The 13480-nt window shown below is 71.2% G+C and carries 13 protein-coding genes; 5 read left to right on the forward strand and 8 right to left on the reverse strand.

From position 1 onward, the window contains the following. Nucleotides 1–51: 51 nt before the first annotated feature. Both KBX46_RS28005 and KBX46_RS28010 read right to left on the reverse strand, forming a co-directional pair. On the reverse strand, nucleotides 52–441 hold the full coding sequence (locus tag KBX46_RS28005; protein WP_088949411.1) for an Rv2175c family DNA-binding protein: 390 nt from the start codon (nucleotides 439–441) through the stop codon (nucleotides 52–54). Next, nucleotides 438–596, reverse strand: a complete 159-nt coding sequence (locus KBX46_RS28010) for a hypothetical protein (protein WP_210794913.1) — start codon at nucleotides 594–596, stop codon at nucleotides 438–440. The genes KBX46_RS28005 and KBX46_RS28010 overlap by 4 nt, the downstream gene beginning before the upstream one ends. 33 nt (nucleotides 597–629) lie before the next feature. Here KBX46_RS28010 and pknB point away from each other — a divergent pair, with 33 nt between their 5' ends. Beyond that, on the forward strand, nucleotides 630–2615 hold the full coding sequence (gene pknB / locus KBX46_RS28015) for a Stk1 family PASTA domain-containing Ser/Thr kinase (protein WP_210794915.1): 1986 nt from the start codon (nucleotides 630–632) through the stop codon (nucleotides 2613–2615). Then, a complete protein-coding gene (locus tag KBX46_RS28020; protein WP_210794917.1) occupies nucleotides 2615–3487 on the forward strand; it encodes a deoxyribonuclease IV in 873 nt (290 codons plus the stop codon). The genes pknB and KBX46_RS28020 overlap by 1 nt, the downstream gene beginning before the upstream one ends. A 147-nt stretch (nucleotides 3488–3634) precedes the next feature. On the opposite strand, the gene KBX46_RS28025 is transcribed toward KBX46_RS28020, so the two are convergent. The 4 genes from KBX46_RS28025 to KBX46_RS28040 all read right to left on the reverse strand — a co-directional run bounded on the left by KBX46_RS28025 (nucleotide 3635) and on the right by KBX46_RS28040 (nucleotide 8651). Then, a complete protein-coding gene (locus tag KBX46_RS28025; protein WP_210794919.1) occupies nucleotides 3635–4669 on the reverse strand; it encodes a low specificity L-threonine aldolase in 1035 nt (344 codons plus the stop codon). 166 nt (nucleotides 4670–4835) lie between these two features. Then, nucleotides 4836–6242 (reverse strand): class II 3-deoxy-7-phosphoheptulonate synthase, encoded by a 1407-nt coding sequence (locus tag KBX46_RS28030; RefSeq protein ID WP_088949414.1) that lies wholly within the window; start codon nucleotides 6240–6242, stop codon nucleotides 4836–4838. Between the two features lie 87 nt (nucleotides 6243–6329). Then, a complete protein-coding gene (locus tag KBX46_RS28035) occupies nucleotides 6330–6845 on the reverse strand; it encodes a nuclear transport factor 2 family protein (RefSeq protein WP_210794921.1) in 516 nt (171 codons plus the stop codon). A 186-nt stretch (nucleotides 6846–7031) separates the two neighbouring features. Then, nucleotides 7032–8651 (reverse strand): glycosyl hydrolase family 18 protein, encoded by a 1620-nt coding sequence (locus tag KBX46_RS28040; RefSeq protein WP_210794923.1) that lies wholly within the window; start codon nucleotides 8649–8651, stop codon nucleotides 7032–7034. 168 nt (nucleotides 8652–8819) lie between these two features. On the opposite strand from KBX46_RS28040, the gene KBX46_RS28045 reads away from it, so the two are divergent. Further along, entirely contained in the window at nucleotides 8820–9308 is a 489-nt protein-coding gene (locus KBX46_RS28045) for a glutathione peroxidase (protein WP_099856077.1), read from the forward strand. 9 nt (nucleotides 9309–9317) lie between these two features. Here KBX46_RS28045 and KBX46_RS28050 read toward each other — a convergent pair whose 3' ends face one another. Then, entirely contained in the window at nucleotides 9318–10292 is a 975-nt protein-coding gene (locus tag KBX46_RS28050; RefSeq protein ID WP_210794925.1) for a GNAT family N-acetyltransferase, read from the reverse strand. Here KBX46_RS28050 and KBX46_RS28055 point away from each other — a divergent pair. After that, nucleotides 10291–10965 carry an NADPH-dependent F420 reductase gene (locus KBX46_RS28055; protein ID WP_210794927.1) on the forward strand — a complete coding sequence of 225 codons (675 nt, stop codon included), beginning with the start codon at nucleotides 10291–10293 and terminating at the stop codon, nucleotides 10963–10965. The genes KBX46_RS28050 and KBX46_RS28055 overlap by 2 nt on opposite strands. A gap of 26 nt (nucleotides 10966–10991) precedes the next feature. Here the strand turns inward: KBX46_RS28055 and KBX46_RS28060 are convergent, their stop codons facing one another. Next, nucleotides 10992–12593: a glycosyltransferase 87 family protein gene (locus tag KBX46_RS28060; RefSeq protein WP_210794929.1), complete on the reverse strand. Its 1602-nt coding sequence runs from the start codon at nucleotides 12591–12593 to the stop codon at nucleotides 10992–10994. Between the two features lie 117 nt (nucleotides 12594–12710). On the opposite strand from KBX46_RS28060, the gene KBX46_RS28065 reads away from it, so the two are divergent. After that, nucleotides 12711–13382 (forward strand): class I SAM-dependent methyltransferase, encoded by a 672-nt coding sequence (locus KBX46_RS28065; RefSeq protein ID WP_210794931.1) that lies wholly within the window; start codon nucleotides 12711–12713, stop codon nucleotides 13380–13382. The last annotated feature ends 98 nt before the right edge of the window (nucleotides 13383–13480 follow it).

The raw sequence follows: 13480 nt of genomic DNA on the forward strand, positions 1-13480 counted from the left end.
GTGAAGCCGGAGACGGTCAGTGGTCCGTTGCGTGGGGGGGTGGGGGTGGGGTTAGAAGGCTTGGGCTTGGGCTCTGCGCTTTACCTCGCGGGCCTGGTCGCCCGACAGGGCGGCTGCGGCGGTGGCGCCGGGGAGGGTGTCGTCCGGCTCGTAGAGCCAGCGCAGCGCGGCCTCGTCGTCGTAGCCGTTGTCGGAGAGCAGGTTGAGCACGCCGGGCAGGTGCTTGAGCACTGTCTCGTTGGCCACCAGGTCCGCCGGGATCCGGCGGACGCCGTCGCGACGGACCGACAGCAACTCCCGGTCACGGATCATCTGGTGCACCTTGCTGATCGACACGTCGAGGCGCTCGGCGACGTCGGGCAGGGTCAGCCAACCGGCCGGGTCGGTGGGTCCGGCGAGCTCCGGGCCGGGGACGGCCTGGTCGGGTACGGGTTCGGTCACCCGACCACCCTGCCACGTCGTCGCCACGACGAGCCACCGGCACCCCGGACGACCGATCCGCGACCGGTCCCGTACGCGTCGCTGACCAGCGGGTGAGTGGCGGCGAGCGCGGCGGGACGTTCCAGTTCGGCGTACGGCTGTAGCATCCTGTTCATCCTTCACCCCCTGGACACATAGACTCCCTGCCGATGGACACTCAGGTCGCCGACACGTTGCTGGGCTCGCTGATCGACGGGCGCTACCGCATTCGCGGTCGCGTGGCCCGTGGTGGCATGGCGACCGTGTACACCGCCACCGACGAGCGCCTCGAGCGCACCGTCGCTGTAAAGATCATTCACCCGACCCAGGCGCCGGAGGCCCGAGCCCGGATCGCCAACTTCGTGGCCCGGTTCACCGACGAGGCGAAGACCATCGCCCGGCTGACCCACCCGAACGTGGTGGCGGTCTACGACCAGGGCACCCACGCCGGTCTGCCGTACCTGGTGATGGAGTACGTCCGCGGTCGCACGCTGCGCGACGTGCTGGCCGAGCGTCGCCGGCTCAACCCGGACGAGGCGCTGGCCATCGTCGAGCAGATGCTCGCCGCGATCGCCGCCGCGCACCGGTCCGGTCTCGTGCACCGCGACGTCAAGCCGGAGAACGTGCTGGTCGCCGAGGCACCCACCGGCGGCGTCGCCAACCTGGTCGACAGCGTCGTCAAGGTGGCCGACTTCGGGCTGGCCCGGGCGGTCGAGGCGAGCGCCGACGAGGAGCAGGGCAACCAGCTGATGGCCACCGTGGCGTACGTCGCCCCGGAGTTGGTCACCGAGGGCCGTGCCGATCCACGTACCGACGTCTACTCGGCCGGCATCGTGCTGTTCGAGATGCTCACCGGCCGCGTGCCCTACGACGGGGACCGCCCGGTGGACGTCGCCTGGCAGCACGTCGACCGGGACGTGCCGGCACCCTCGACGCTGGTGCCCGGCCTGCCGTCGGTCCTCGACGACCTGGTGCAGCGGGCGACTCGGCGCGATCCCGACGCGCGGCCCGCCGACGCCGGCGCGCTGCTGACCGAGGTGCAGGTCGCCCGGGATCGCCTGGGCGACGCCAACAGCCACACCGCCGTGCTCCGCCCGGTGAGCGGCGAGCCACTCTCTCAACCGACCATGGTGGTCGCGACGGTCCGCCCTTCCGACCGCCCGTCCTGGGCGCGGCTGCCCGAGGGTGCCAGCAGCCAGGGGCCGGGTCGACGTCGGGCCGCTCCGGAGCCCGCGGACAGCCTGGGGTCCCGACTCGCAGCGCTGCGCAGCACCCTGATGGCGAGCCCACGCGGCCGGCTGGCCGTCGCGGCCGTGGTGGTGACGCTGGGCCTGGTGGCCGCGATCGGTGGTTGGTGGTTCGGTGTCGGTCGTTACACGGATGCCCCGCAGCTGGTGAGCTTGAGCAAGGCCGAGGCGCAGGCGCAGGCCGACCGTGCCGGGCTCACCCTGAAGTACGGTGAGCCGCGCTTCGACGAGCAGGCCCCGAAGGACAGCGTGCTGGCGCAGAGCCCGGCGTCCGCCACCAAGATCGTCAAGGGTGGCGCGATCACCCTGACCCTCTCCCTCGGCCCGGAGCGTTTCCCCGTGCCGGACGTGATCGGCAAGGAGTTCGAGCTTGCCGAGGCGGACCTGGTCAACGTGAAGCTGGTGGTGGCCAAGGGAGCCTCCCGCTACGACGACAGCCTGCCGTCCGGGGTTGTGCTGGACACCTCCCCCAAGGTGGGCAGCGAGGTCAAACCCGGCGCGAAGATCACCCTCATTGTGAGCCGGGGCAGGGCGCCGGTGTCGGTGCCGAACCTGGTCGGAAAGAGCCTGACCGAGGCCCGGACCATTCTGGCCCAGCTCAACCTGGTGCTGGTGCCGACCTACAAGGACTCCGACAAGCCCAGGGACGAGATCCTCGGCCAGAGCCCCGCCGATGGCGCCGGCGTGGAAAAGGGCACCCAGGTCAAGCTGGACGTCAGCAAGGGCCCGCCGGCGATCGTCGTGCCCCGGGTGATTGACCTGCCGTGTCAGCAGGCCAAGCAGGCGTTGGAGAGCCAGGGCTTCCCGGTGACCGTCGTGGTCAACCCGAACGCCGTGGTCCGGATCCAGGTCCCGGGCGAGAATTCGCAGGTGCCGCCGGGCACCCCGGTCACCCTCACGTGCTTCTGATGCCGGCGGTCACCTCGCGTCCGGTGGGCGCGCACACTCCGACCTCCGGTGGGCTGGCCAAGGCCGCCCTGCCGTACGCCGACGCGACGGGCGCCCAGGTGGTGCAGGTCTACGTCTCCAACTCGCGGGGTTGGGCGCTGCCCAACGGTGACCCCGTGCAGGACGCCCTGTTCCGCGACGGCTGCGCCGAGCGGGGCATTCCGGCGTTCATCCACGCCTCGCTGCTGGTCAACCTCGGCTCGCCCACCCCGGCCACTGTCGAGAAGTCGGCGCAGACGCTGGCGCACGCGTTGCGTCGGGGCGTGGCGATCGGTGCTCAGGCGGTGGTGTTCCACGCCGGCAGTTCGGTGGACGAGGGGTACGCCGAGGCGGCGATGCGACAGGTCCGCGAGGAGTTGCTGCCGCTGCTCGACTGGGCCGCCGAAGCCGGCGGGCCGATGCTGCTGGTCGAGCCGAGCGCGGGCGGTGGTCGGTCACTGGCCTCCCGGGTGGAGCAGCTCGGGCCCTACCTCGACGCGGTGGACCGGCACCCCATGCTCGGGGTCTGCTTCGACACCTGCCACGCCTGGGCGGCCGGTCACGACCTGGCGGCCGAGGGCGGCATGACGGCGACCCTGGACACGCTGGTGGCCACGGTCGGTGCGGACCGGCTGCGGCTGGTCCACGCCAACGACTCGAAGGATCTGTGCGGCTCCACCCGGGACCGGCACGAGAACATCGGCAAGGGCACCATCGGCGAGCCCGCCTTCGCCGAGCTGATGACCCACCCCGCCACCGCCGGCGTCCCCTTCGTCGTGGAGACCCCGAGCGAGAAGCAGATCGGCCACGCCGCCGACATAACAACCCTGACCCGCCTGGCCCCTGCCCCCTGATACCCGCGCACACCCCCACCCCTGACCTCACCTCGGTGATCAAGAGGTTTGCGTCATCCGGAGGCCGGAATCTGACGCGAACCTCTTGATCACCAGGTCGTGGGAGGGCGCTGGATCACCGGGTCGTGCAAGGGCGCCGGCCGGAGGTCAGGACGCGGCGAGGATGCGGGGCAGGGCCGCGACCGCGCGGTCGATGGCCGCTTCGTCGAGGCCCAGGTGGGTGACCAGGCGAGCGGTGCGGGGGCCGAGCACCGAGATGAGTACGCCCTCGGCCCGCGCCGCGGCGGCCAGGGCCCGCGCGTCCAGGGTGTGCTTGGTGAGATCCAGTGCGACCAGGTTGGTGCGCACCGTGGTGGCCAGCACGCCGAACGGCGCGACCGCCTCGGCGAGCCGGGCCGCCTTCGCGTGGTCGTCGGCCAGCCGGTCGACGTGGTGCGCGAGGGCGTACCGACCGGCCGCGGCGAGGATGCCGGCCTGACGCATGCCACCGCCCATCCGCTTACGGATCATCCGAGCTCGCTCGATCTTGTCCGCGCTGCCCACCACCAGCGAGCCGACCGGCGCGCCGAGGCCCTTGGAGAGGCACACCGACAGCGTGTCGAACAGCCGGCCGTACTCGATCAGGGGCACCCCGTCCGCGACGTGCGCGTGCCAGATCCGGGCGCCGTCGCAGTGCAACGCGACACCCGCATCGTCGGCGACCCCCCGCAGATCCCGCAGGGTGGCCAGCGGAATCACGCCGCCACCGCCCCGGTTGTGGGTCTGCTCGACGGCGATCGCGCGGGTCGGAACGGCGAAGTAGCCGTCCGGCCGGATCATCCCGGCCACCACCTCCGGGTCGATGTCCGCGCCCACCGCAGGCCAGGTCCGCGAGGAGATCCCGCCGTACGCGGCCGCGGCGCCGATCTCGTACGTGACCACGTGCGCGTCCGCGTCGCAGAGCAGCTCGTCGCCGGGCGACACCAGCAGTTGCAGGGCGATCTGGTTGGCCATCGACCCGCTCGGGGCGAACAGTGCCGCCTCGTGCCCGAACAACGCGGCGACCTCGGCCTCCAGCGCGTTGACGCTCGGATCCTCGCCGTAGACGTCGTCACCGACCTCGGCGGTGGCCATCGCCTCCCGCATCCCGGCGGTGGGCCGGGTCACCGTGTCGGAACGCAGGTCCACGAACAGATCAGCCATGATCATCCTTTCGGCTGCCGACTGCGGGGCTCGCAAGCTCACTCCTCGCGTCAGCCACTGTTGTCCTTTCGGCTGCCGACTGCGGGGCTCGCAAGCTCACTCCTCGCGTCAGCCACTGTTGTCCTTTCGGCTGCCGACTGCGGGGCTCGCAAGCTCACTCCTCGCGTCAGCCACGGAGCATCTCCGCTACGAGGAACGCCAACTCCAACGACTGCTGGGTGTTCAGTCGCGGGTCGCAGGCGGTCTCGTACCGGTCGGGCAGGTCAAGGTCCTCGATGCCCTGGGCGCCGCCCAGGCACTCGGTGACGTCCTCACCGGTCAGCTCGACGTGCAGCCCACCGGGGTGGGTGTCCAGCCCCCGGTGCACCTCGAAGTAGCCGAGCACCTCGTCGACGATGCGGTCGAAGTGCCGGGTCTTGTAGCCGTTGGACGACTCGTGCGTGTTGCCGTGCATCGGGTCGCACTGCCAGACCACCTTGGCGCCGGCGGCGGTGACCTTGGCGACGATCGGCGGCAGCGCGTCGCGTACCCGGTGGTTGCCCATCCGGCTGATCAAGGTGAGCCGCCCGGGGATGTTGTCCGGGTTGAGCTTCTCGCACAGCTCGATCGCCTCGTCCGGGGACGTGGTCGGGCCGAGCTTGACGCCGATCGGGTTGGCGATGCGGGAGATGAAGTCGATGTGCGCACCACTGATCTGCCGGGTGCGCTCGCCGATCCAGAGGAAGTGCCCGGAGAGCCCGTACGCCCGACGGTCGGAGACCCGGGTGAGCGCCCGGTCGTACTCCAGGGCCAGAGCCTCGTGGGAGCAGTAGAGCGTGACCGTACGCAGGGCCTCGTCGTCGGTCATCCCGCAGGCCCGGATGAACGCCAGCGCCCGGTCGATCTCCCGAGCGATCGCCTCGTAGCGCTCCCCCGCCGGGGAGTTCTTCACGAAGCCCTTGTTCCAGTCGTGCACCGCGTGCAGGTCGGCGAGCCCACCGGCGAGGTACGCCCGGAGCATGTTCATCGCCGCCGCCGAGTTGGCGTACGCCCGGATCATGCGCTGCGGGTCGGCGACCCGGGCGGCCGGGTCGGCCTCCAGCGAATTGATCATGTCGCCGCGGTACGCGGGCAGGCCGCGTGCGTCGGTGGGCAGCGAGCGGGGCTTGGTGTACTGCCCGGCCACCCGGGCGACCTTGACCACCGGCAGGGACGCGCCGTAGGTGAGCACGATCGCCATCTGGAGCAGTGTGCGGGCGTTGGCCAGCAGGTGGCTCTCGGTGTTGTCGACGAACGTCTCGGCGCAGTCACCGCCCTGGAGCAGGAACGCCTTGCCCTCGCAGACCAGGGCGAGCTTCTGCCGGAGCTGGTCCACCTCATAGGGCGCGACGACCGACGGCACGGTGTCGAGGACCTTGCAGACCGCCGCGACGGCGGCCGGGTCGGACCACGGTGGGACCTGCTCGCGGGGCAGATCCCGCCATCGGTCCAGCCCGAGCGCGGCGTCCTCGGCGGAGTCGACGGTCGGTCGGCTGGTCTGCAGGCCCGGGCTGCTCACCGCGGGATGGCTCAGCTGATGCCACTCATGGCGCATGACAGAAAGCGTACGGCGACGGTCGGGGTGACCGGGCGGCGAGGGGGACGGTTCCGGCAGATGGGAGATCAACCCGCCCGGCGCAGGTCAGGACGCGGGGGTGGGGGCGACGCCGGTCGGCGGCGCTTTGGCACCCGGCGGGCCGGTGGGCGCCTCTCCGGCGATGCACCAGTCGCTGCCGTCGCGGGTCACGGTGAACACCAGCGGCCGGGTGACGGTGCGCTTGCCGGCGGTGACCGAGACCGAGACGCTGACCTCCTGCCCGAGCGGACCGGACCGGATGTCCGTGATGGCCGCCTCCGGCACCTGGAAGTGGTCGGCGAAGTCACCGTTGGGCCCGGTGGCACCCAGGTCGAAGCCGTCGTGCAGGAGAGCGCAGAGCTGGCTGCGGCCGGCGGCGACGTCCTTCGCGGTCATCGCGTCGAGGTACGCCTGCACGCGCTCACGGGAGCGGGCGGCGGCCTCCTCGGCGGGGGCCCGCGCGGGCTTGGGCGTGGGCTCGGCCTTGGTGTCGTCGCCGCCGATCCCGCAGCCGACCAGGGCGACCGGCAGCAGCACCAGCCCGGCGGCGGTTGCCGCCAGCCTGCGGTGGGTCGGGCGCATGACCACCTCCGTCGCCGGTGCCATCGAGATCGAGACGTGCCGAGCCGCGAGTCTGCCACATCGAGCTGGGTCAGCCCAATGACGGCGGCCCGGCCGACGCTGGGCGCCGGCCGGGCCGTGGTGTCACGGGCGGGGAGGGACGGTGCGGGCCCCTCCCCGCCGTGTGGGTGTTGCGCCGGCATCGGCTCAGCCGAGACCGCCCTTGATGGCGCCGATGAGCTCGCCGTTGCTGGTGTCACCGGAGAGCTCCCAGAAGAACGCGCCACCGAGGCCCTGGTTGTTCGCGTACGTCATCTTGCCGTTGATGGTCGACGGAGTGTCGTAGCTCCACCAGTTGCTGCCGCACTTGGCGTATGCGGTGCCGGCGATGGTGCCGGTGGTCGGGCAGGTGTTCTTGAGGACCTTGTAGTCCTCGATGCCCGCCTCGTAGGTGCCCGGTGCCGCTCCGGTGGCGCTGCCACCCGGTGCGGCCTGGGTGACGCCGGTCCAGCCGCGACCGTAGAAGCCGATGCCGAGCAGCAGCTTGTTGGCCGGGACGCCCTTGCTCTTGAGCTTCTGGATCGCCGCGTCAGAGTTGAAGCCCTGCTGCGGGATGCCGGTGTACGAGGTGAGCGGGGAGTGCGGTGCCGTCGGACCCTGCGCGGCGAACGCCCCGAAGTAGTCGTAGGTCATCGGCATCAGCCAGTTGAGGTTGCCGATGGCGCCGGCGTAGTCGGTGGCGTCGATCTTGCCGCCGTTGCTGCCGTCCGCGGTGATGGCGGCGGTGACCAGAGCGTTGGACCCGAACTTCGACCGCAGCGCGCTGATCACGTTCTTGAACGCGTTCGGTCCGCTGGTGTCACAGGTCAGACCACAGGCGTTCGGGTACTCCCAGTCGACGTCGATGCCGTCGAAGACGTCCGCCCAGCGCGGGTCCTCGACCAGGTTGTAGCAACTCTCGGCGAACGCGGCCGGGTTCTGTGCGGCCTGGGTGAAGCCGCCGGACCAGGTCCAGCCGCCGAACGACCAGATCACCTTGAGGTGCGGGTTCATCTGCTTGAGCTTGCGCAGCTGGTTGAAGCTGCCCCGCAGCGGCTGGTCCCAGGTGTCAGCGACGCCGTCCACGCTCTCCGCCGCCGTGTACGCCTTCTCGTAGTCGGCGTAGGTGTCGCCGATGGAACAGCGGCCACCGGTGGTGTTGCCGAAGGCGTACAGGATGTGGGTCAGCTTGGCGGCCGAGCCGCTGGTCTGGATGTTCTTGACGTGGTAGCCGCGGTTGTAGACGCCCCACTCGGCGAAGTAGCCGACGACCTTCTTGCCACCGGGAGGCGGCGTGGTCGGCGGCGGCGTGGTGGGCGGGGGCGTGGTGGGTGGCGTCGTGGTCGGCGGCGTGGTCGTGGGTGGCGTGGTGGTCGGCGGGGGCGTTCCGCCGCCGCACGCGGCACCGTTGATGGTGCAGTTCAGCGGCGCCTTGTAGGCACCGGTGCCGTTGTAGCCCCAGCTGAACGAGGCACCGGGCGCGATGCCGCCGGCCCAGCTCTTCTTGACTGCGACGTAGTGGTTGCCGCTGCTGGTGACGTCGGCGTCCCAGGCGCTGCTGATGGTGGTGCCCGACGGTAGGTCGAACTCGATGCGCCAGGTGCTGATGGCGGCACTTGATCCGTTGGTGACGGTCACCCTCGTCTCGTGACCGGTCCCCCAGTCCTGTGCCCTGGTGAACGTGGTGGTGACCGTGCCGGCGCCGAAGGCAGTCGTCACCGGTACCGCAGCGACGGTCACGGCGACCACGGCACCGGCCCAGAGGGCCCGGCGGAGCGATCTTTTCATGAGGCGTCTCCCGAACTGTTAGGAAACTTTCCAAAAGCGATGGTGAGACGGTACTCACGGCGTCATCACTTCGTCAAGATGTGCATGTTTCGATTTCCTCTGGTGCATGGAGTGCACCCGTCGGGCCCGTCCCCCGGCCGCTCGGCGCCCGGCGCGTAACCTCGGCCCATGACCGTCTTCGACATCCCGATCGACGCCCTCAACGGTGGACCCGCCGACCTGGCCCGCTACCGCGGCAAGGCGTTGCTGGTCGTCAACGTGGCCTCCCGCTGCGGCCTCACCCCGCAGTACGCCGGCCTCCAGACGCTCGCGGACACCTACGCCGACCGTGGCCTGGTGGTGCTCGGCGTGCCGTGCAACCAGTTCGCCGGGCAGGAGCCGGGCAGCGCCGCCGAAATCAGCGACTTCTGCCAGGTCAACTACGGGGTGACCTTCCCGCTGACCGAGAAGGTCGACGTCAACGGGCCCGACCGGCACCCGCTCTACGCCGCGCTGGTGGACACCCCGGACGCCGACGGGCACACCGGGGACGTCCGGTGGAACTTCGAGAAGTTCCTGGTGGCCCCGGACGGCACGGTCGCCGCCCGCTTCGCCCCCACGGTCGAGCCCGGTGCCGACGAGCTGGGTGCCGCCATCGACAAGGTCCTCCCCGCCTGACGGCGGTGATCAAGAGGTTTGCGTCAGCCCGGGGTCGGTTTCCGACGCAAACCTCTTGATCAACACCTCTGAGGGCGGCGCGAAGCGCCACTGGGCTGCTTCCGCCACGCGGCGGTAGCCGAGTGCCTGGTAGATGCGGTTGCTGGTCGGGTTCGCCAGATCGGTGTAGAGGGTGCAGGTCGTCGCGCCGGCGTCGAGCGCGTGCCGGCTGACGTGCGCGACGCAGCCACTGGCGAAGCCGCGCCCTCGTTCCCCTGGTGGCGTGAAGACCCCGCTGACCCGAACCACCTCGGCGACCGGTCGACTCAACCAGGCCGTCGAGACCGGCCTGCCGGCCCACTCCCAGAGCCAGAGCAGGCCGTGCCGAAGCCGGGCGTCCACCTGCCCGGACAGGTCCACGGGTCGACGGCCGGGTGAGGTCTCCGCGGCGAACGCGACCGCCCAGGACACCAGCAGGTCGCGGTCCGCCGTGGTCGCCGGTCGGGCATGTCCGGGCACGCCGGTCGGCAGCCGGACCGCGTCCAGTGCAAAGATCCGCTGCGCAGTTCCGGGTACGGCCACCAGGTGGGCGCACTCGGCGTACCGCTCGGCGAACCCGCCCGCGGCCGGAACCGGGCCGTGCACCTCGACCAGCGGCGCCGCCCGGACGAGGTGCTCGGCCAGCGTTCGCGCGGCCCCGACCGGCATCGCGGCGAGCAAAGGCCCGCGCGGCGGAGTCCACACCATCGCGCCCACCGTCTCACCGCCATCGACCACCCGCACGAACCGCTCGTCACCGGAGAGTGGCACGTCACCGGAGAGCCGGTCAGCGACGAGCGTGAGCAGTACGTTGTGCAGGACGGGCTCGCGGCGCAGCCAGGCACCCGCCGTGACGGCGAAGGTCGCGAGGTCCTCGACGAGACAGCGCATGCCCGGCAGTCTGCGCAGCCGATCGACACCGGGCAACCGGAATGCCTCGCGGGTGGACGGAGTTGGATCAAACATGACAACTGTGGGACTGATCGGCAGTGGCAACATCGGCGGCACCCTGGCCCGGCTGGCGGTGGACGCCGGCTACGACGTGGTGCTGAGCAACTCGCGAGGCCCGGAGACGCTGAAGGACCTCGTCGACGAGTTGGGCGAGCACGCCAGCGCCGGCACGGCACAGGACGCGGCTCAGGTCGGCGACCTGGTGGTGGTCACCGTGCCGCTGAAGGCGTACCGCGCCGTGCCCGTCGAGCCGCTGGCCGGCAAGGTCGTCATCGACACCAACAACTACTACCCGCAGCGCGACGGGGCCTTCCCGGAGCTGGACTCGGGCGAGACCACCAGCAGCGAACTGCTCCAGCGGCACCTGCCGGACTCGCGGGTCGTCAAGGTCTTCAACAACATCTACTACAAGGGCCTGGCCGAGCTTCCCCGCCCGTCCGGTGCGGCCGACCGCAGCGCCATCGCCATCGCCGGCGACGACGCCGCCGCGAAGGCCGAGGTGACCGCCTTCCTGGACCGGATCGGCTACGACGCGGTGGACGTGGGCCCGTTGGCCGAGGGGTGGCGCTACCAGCCGGACACCCCGGCGTACGGCACGATCTACGCCGCCACGCCGACCGACTGGGAGCACCCGGCACCGGGTGACGCCGAGAAGCTGCGCGCCGCCCTGGCCGCCGCGACCCGCTGAGCTACGCCGCCGCCCTGCCCGATCACCTACCGGGTGGTCGTACGGAGGGCGGCGGCGAGTTCCTCGTCGTAGCTGGCGATCGCCTGACCGTCCGAGGCGTACGCGACGAGCCGCCCCTGCGCCATGTTCGCCGAGCGGAACGAGAAAGTCCGGCTACCCGGGTACGCGTCGAGCAGCGGGATGGCCCGGGGCGCCCCGCCGGGCGCGGAGAAATATTCCAGGCGTGTCACCTGCGGGGAGACCACGCCGTTGACCCGAACCTTGGTCTTCTCGGCGCGGGTGCCGAAGGTGACCGGCGCGTCGGTGCCGTAGGCGGCACACTCGACCGGGCCACGGCACACGAAGAAGTATCGCGGGTTGACCACGTCATCGAGGGCGTACGCCTTGAAGGTGGGGTCCGCCCCGGCGGGCAGCGGCTGCACGGCGAAGAACGCGACCGCCACCGTTGCCGTGACACCCACCCGCAACCAGCCCCGCCCGCCGGCAGGCCGGCGAGCCGTTCGGGTGGCGGCGACCGCGACGCCGCCGAAGCCGACCAGGCACAGCAGGCACACCCCGATCGCGCGGGCGTTCTCGAAGAGGAACTGCACGCCCGGCCGTGCCGACACCGGGCTGAGGACCGCACCCAACGAGACGACCATCGCGGCGAGCAGCGCCACGCCGGCGGCGCGCTGGGCGACGCCGGACGCGCCGATCAGCAGCATCGCGGCGAGCACCGGCCACACCTGGTGGTGGGTCCAGGACACCGGGGACGCGGCGACGGTCGCGCAGCCGACCAGCACGGCCGCGTGCCCCGGACGGCCCTCCACCGTCAACTGCCGGGCCCGCAGCAGCGCCGCCGCGCACACGAGCGCCGCCAGACCGGCCCAGAGCAGGGGCAGTGTCGCCTCGTCGACGCCGACGCGCAGCAACATCCCATGCACTGACTGATTGCCCAGCGAGGCGAGGTTGCCGATCCGCGAGGTCTGCCGCACGGCCACGGTCCAGTACGTCCAGCTCTCCCCCGGCAACACCACCGCGGCGAGAGCCGCGCAGGCCAGGAAGGTCGCCACCGCACGCCCGGCGTCGCGATAGCGGCCTGTGGCGACGAAGTAGACCACGAACAGCAGCGGCGTCAGCTTGATCGCCGCGGCGACCCCCACCAACATCCCGCGCAACCGGGGTGGGACGACGCCCATCCCGTCGAGCAGGGCCATCAGCACGATGAAGATGCTGACCTGACCGAAGCGCAGGTTGCTCTGCACCGGCGCGGACAGCATCAGCACCGTGGCGGCCACCGCCACCACGAGCGGTCGCCGGGACTGCCGGGTGGTCAGCGCGACACCGACCGCACCGGCGACGGCGACGACCGCCGCGCACGTCGCCACCAGCCAGATCCCCTGGAGTACGCCCTCACTCACGGCGGTGATCGGACCCAGCACGAGTGCCGCGAACGGCGGGTACGTGAATGGCCCACCGTTGGCCGCCTTGAACTCGTACAGCGGGCGACCGGCGTGCAGATCGGACAGTGCGCCGTAGTAGATGTGCAGGTCCGAGAGGTGGTCATCGCGGCGCAGCACGAGCACGCAGGACACCAGCGCGACGACGACGAAGGCCGCCCACACCAGCGCCACCCGGCGATCCCGCATCGATCGAGGATAAGGGAGCACGCCCGTCCGCGGCGGCCCCGTAGTGGCAGACGCCGGCACGTCTGCCCGCAGAAGAACGGGCACGGCATGGGCGTCTCCGATTCCTAGCATCGACGGATGGGAACGACGAGCACACCGGCGTACGACGCCCACGCGGACTGGTACGAGGGCTTCATCTCGGGCGGGGGTGACTATCTCCGCCGGGTGCACGCCACCGTGGAGGACCTGCTCGGCCCAGGCGAGGGTGTCTGCCTAGACATCTGCTGCGGCACCGGTGCGCACGCGACCGTACCCGGCCGTCTGGGTTGGACGCCGATGGGCGTGGACCTGTCCGGAGGGCAGTTGCGGCACGCGAGCGGGCGGTTGCCGGTGACGCGGGGCGACGCGACCGCACTGCCGTTCGCCGACGCGTCGCTGCCAGCCGCGATGTGCGTGCTGGCCAGCACCGACATGCCCGACTACCCGGCCATGCTGCGCGAGGTCGCCCGTGTGCTGCGCCCCGGCGGTCGCTTCGTGCACGTGGGCGTGCACCCGTGCTTCGTGGGCGCGTTCGCCGACTGGGGCCGGCATCCGAGCGTCATTGTCGACGAGCGATACGCCGACCGGTCGCGCAGCTTCGACAGTTGGAACACCAGCGGCGTCCGGGTACGGGTCGGCGCCTGGCACCTCCCTCTCGCCGACCTGGTCAACTCGACAGTGGCGGCCGGTCTCCGGCTGCTCCGGGTCGCCGAGGCAGGCCCAGGAGGAGTCCCCGACCTGTTCGGCCTCCTCGCCGTCCGAGAGGGGTGACGACACGTCGCCCCCGCGCGCCCACGTCGAAGAGCCAAGATCCGCGCAGGTTCGGGGAAGTTGCTGCCTCAGCACGGAACGAGGCAGCAGTTTCGCCG

It is taken from the genome of Micromonospora sp. C81 (genome assembly GCF_018070425.1).
Taxonomy (GTDB): Bacteria; Actinomycetota; Actinomycetes; order Mycobacteriales; family Micromonosporaceae; genus Micromonospora; species Micromonospora zamorensis.

What these genes read in the sequence shown, in the direction of transcription:
- KBX46_RS28010 (WP_210794913.1), bottom strand. Translation starts at nt 596, where the DNA reads ATGAACAGGATGCTACAGCCGTACGCCGAACTGGAACGTCCCGCCGCG.
- pknB (WP_210794915.1), top strand. Translation starts at nt 630, where the DNA reads ATGGACACTCAGGTCGCCGACACGTTGCTGGGCTCGCTGATCGACGGG.
- KBX46_RS28020 (WP_210794917.1), top strand. Translation starts at nt 2,615, where the DNA reads ATGCCGGCGGTCACCTCGCGTCCGGTGGGCGCGCACACTCCGACCTCC.
- KBX46_RS28025 (WP_210794919.1), bottom strand. Translation starts at nt 4,669, where the DNA reads ATGGCTGATCTGTTCGTGGACCTGCGTTCCGACACGGTGACCCGGCCC.
- KBX46_RS28030 (WP_088949414.1), bottom strand. Translation starts at nt 6,242, where the DNA reads ATGCGCCATGAGTGGCATCAGCTGAGCCATCCCGCGGTGAGCAGCCCG.
- KBX46_RS28035 (WP_210794921.1), bottom strand. Translation starts at nt 6,845, where the DNA reads ATGCGCCCGACCCACCGCAGGCTGGCGGCAACCGCCGCCGGGCTGGTG.
- KBX46_RS28040 (WP_210794923.1), bottom strand. Translation starts at nt 8,651, where the DNA reads ATGAAAAGATCGCTCCGCCGGGCCCTCTGGGCCGGTGCCGTGGTCGCC.
- KBX46_RS28045 (WP_099856077.1), top strand. Translation starts at nt 8,820, where the DNA reads ATGACCGTCTTCGACATCCCGATCGACGCCCTCAACGGTGGACCCGCC.
- KBX46_RS28055 (WP_210794927.1), top strand. Translation starts at nt 10,291, where the DNA reads ATGACAACTGTGGGACTGATCGGCAGTGGCAACATCGGCGGCACCCTG.
- KBX46_RS28050 (WP_210794925.1), bottom strand. Translation starts at nt 10,292, where the DNA reads ATGTTTGATCCAACTCCGTCCACCCGCGAGGCATTCCGGTTGCCCGGT.
- KBX46_RS28060 (WP_210794929.1), bottom strand. Translation starts at nt 12,593, where the DNA reads ATGCGGGATCGCCGGGTGGCGCTGGTGTGGGCGGCCTTCGTCGTCGTC.
- KBX46_RS28065 (WP_210794931.1), top strand. Translation starts at nt 12,711, where the DNA reads ATGGGAACGACGAGCACACCGGCGTACGACGCCCACGCGGACTGGTAC.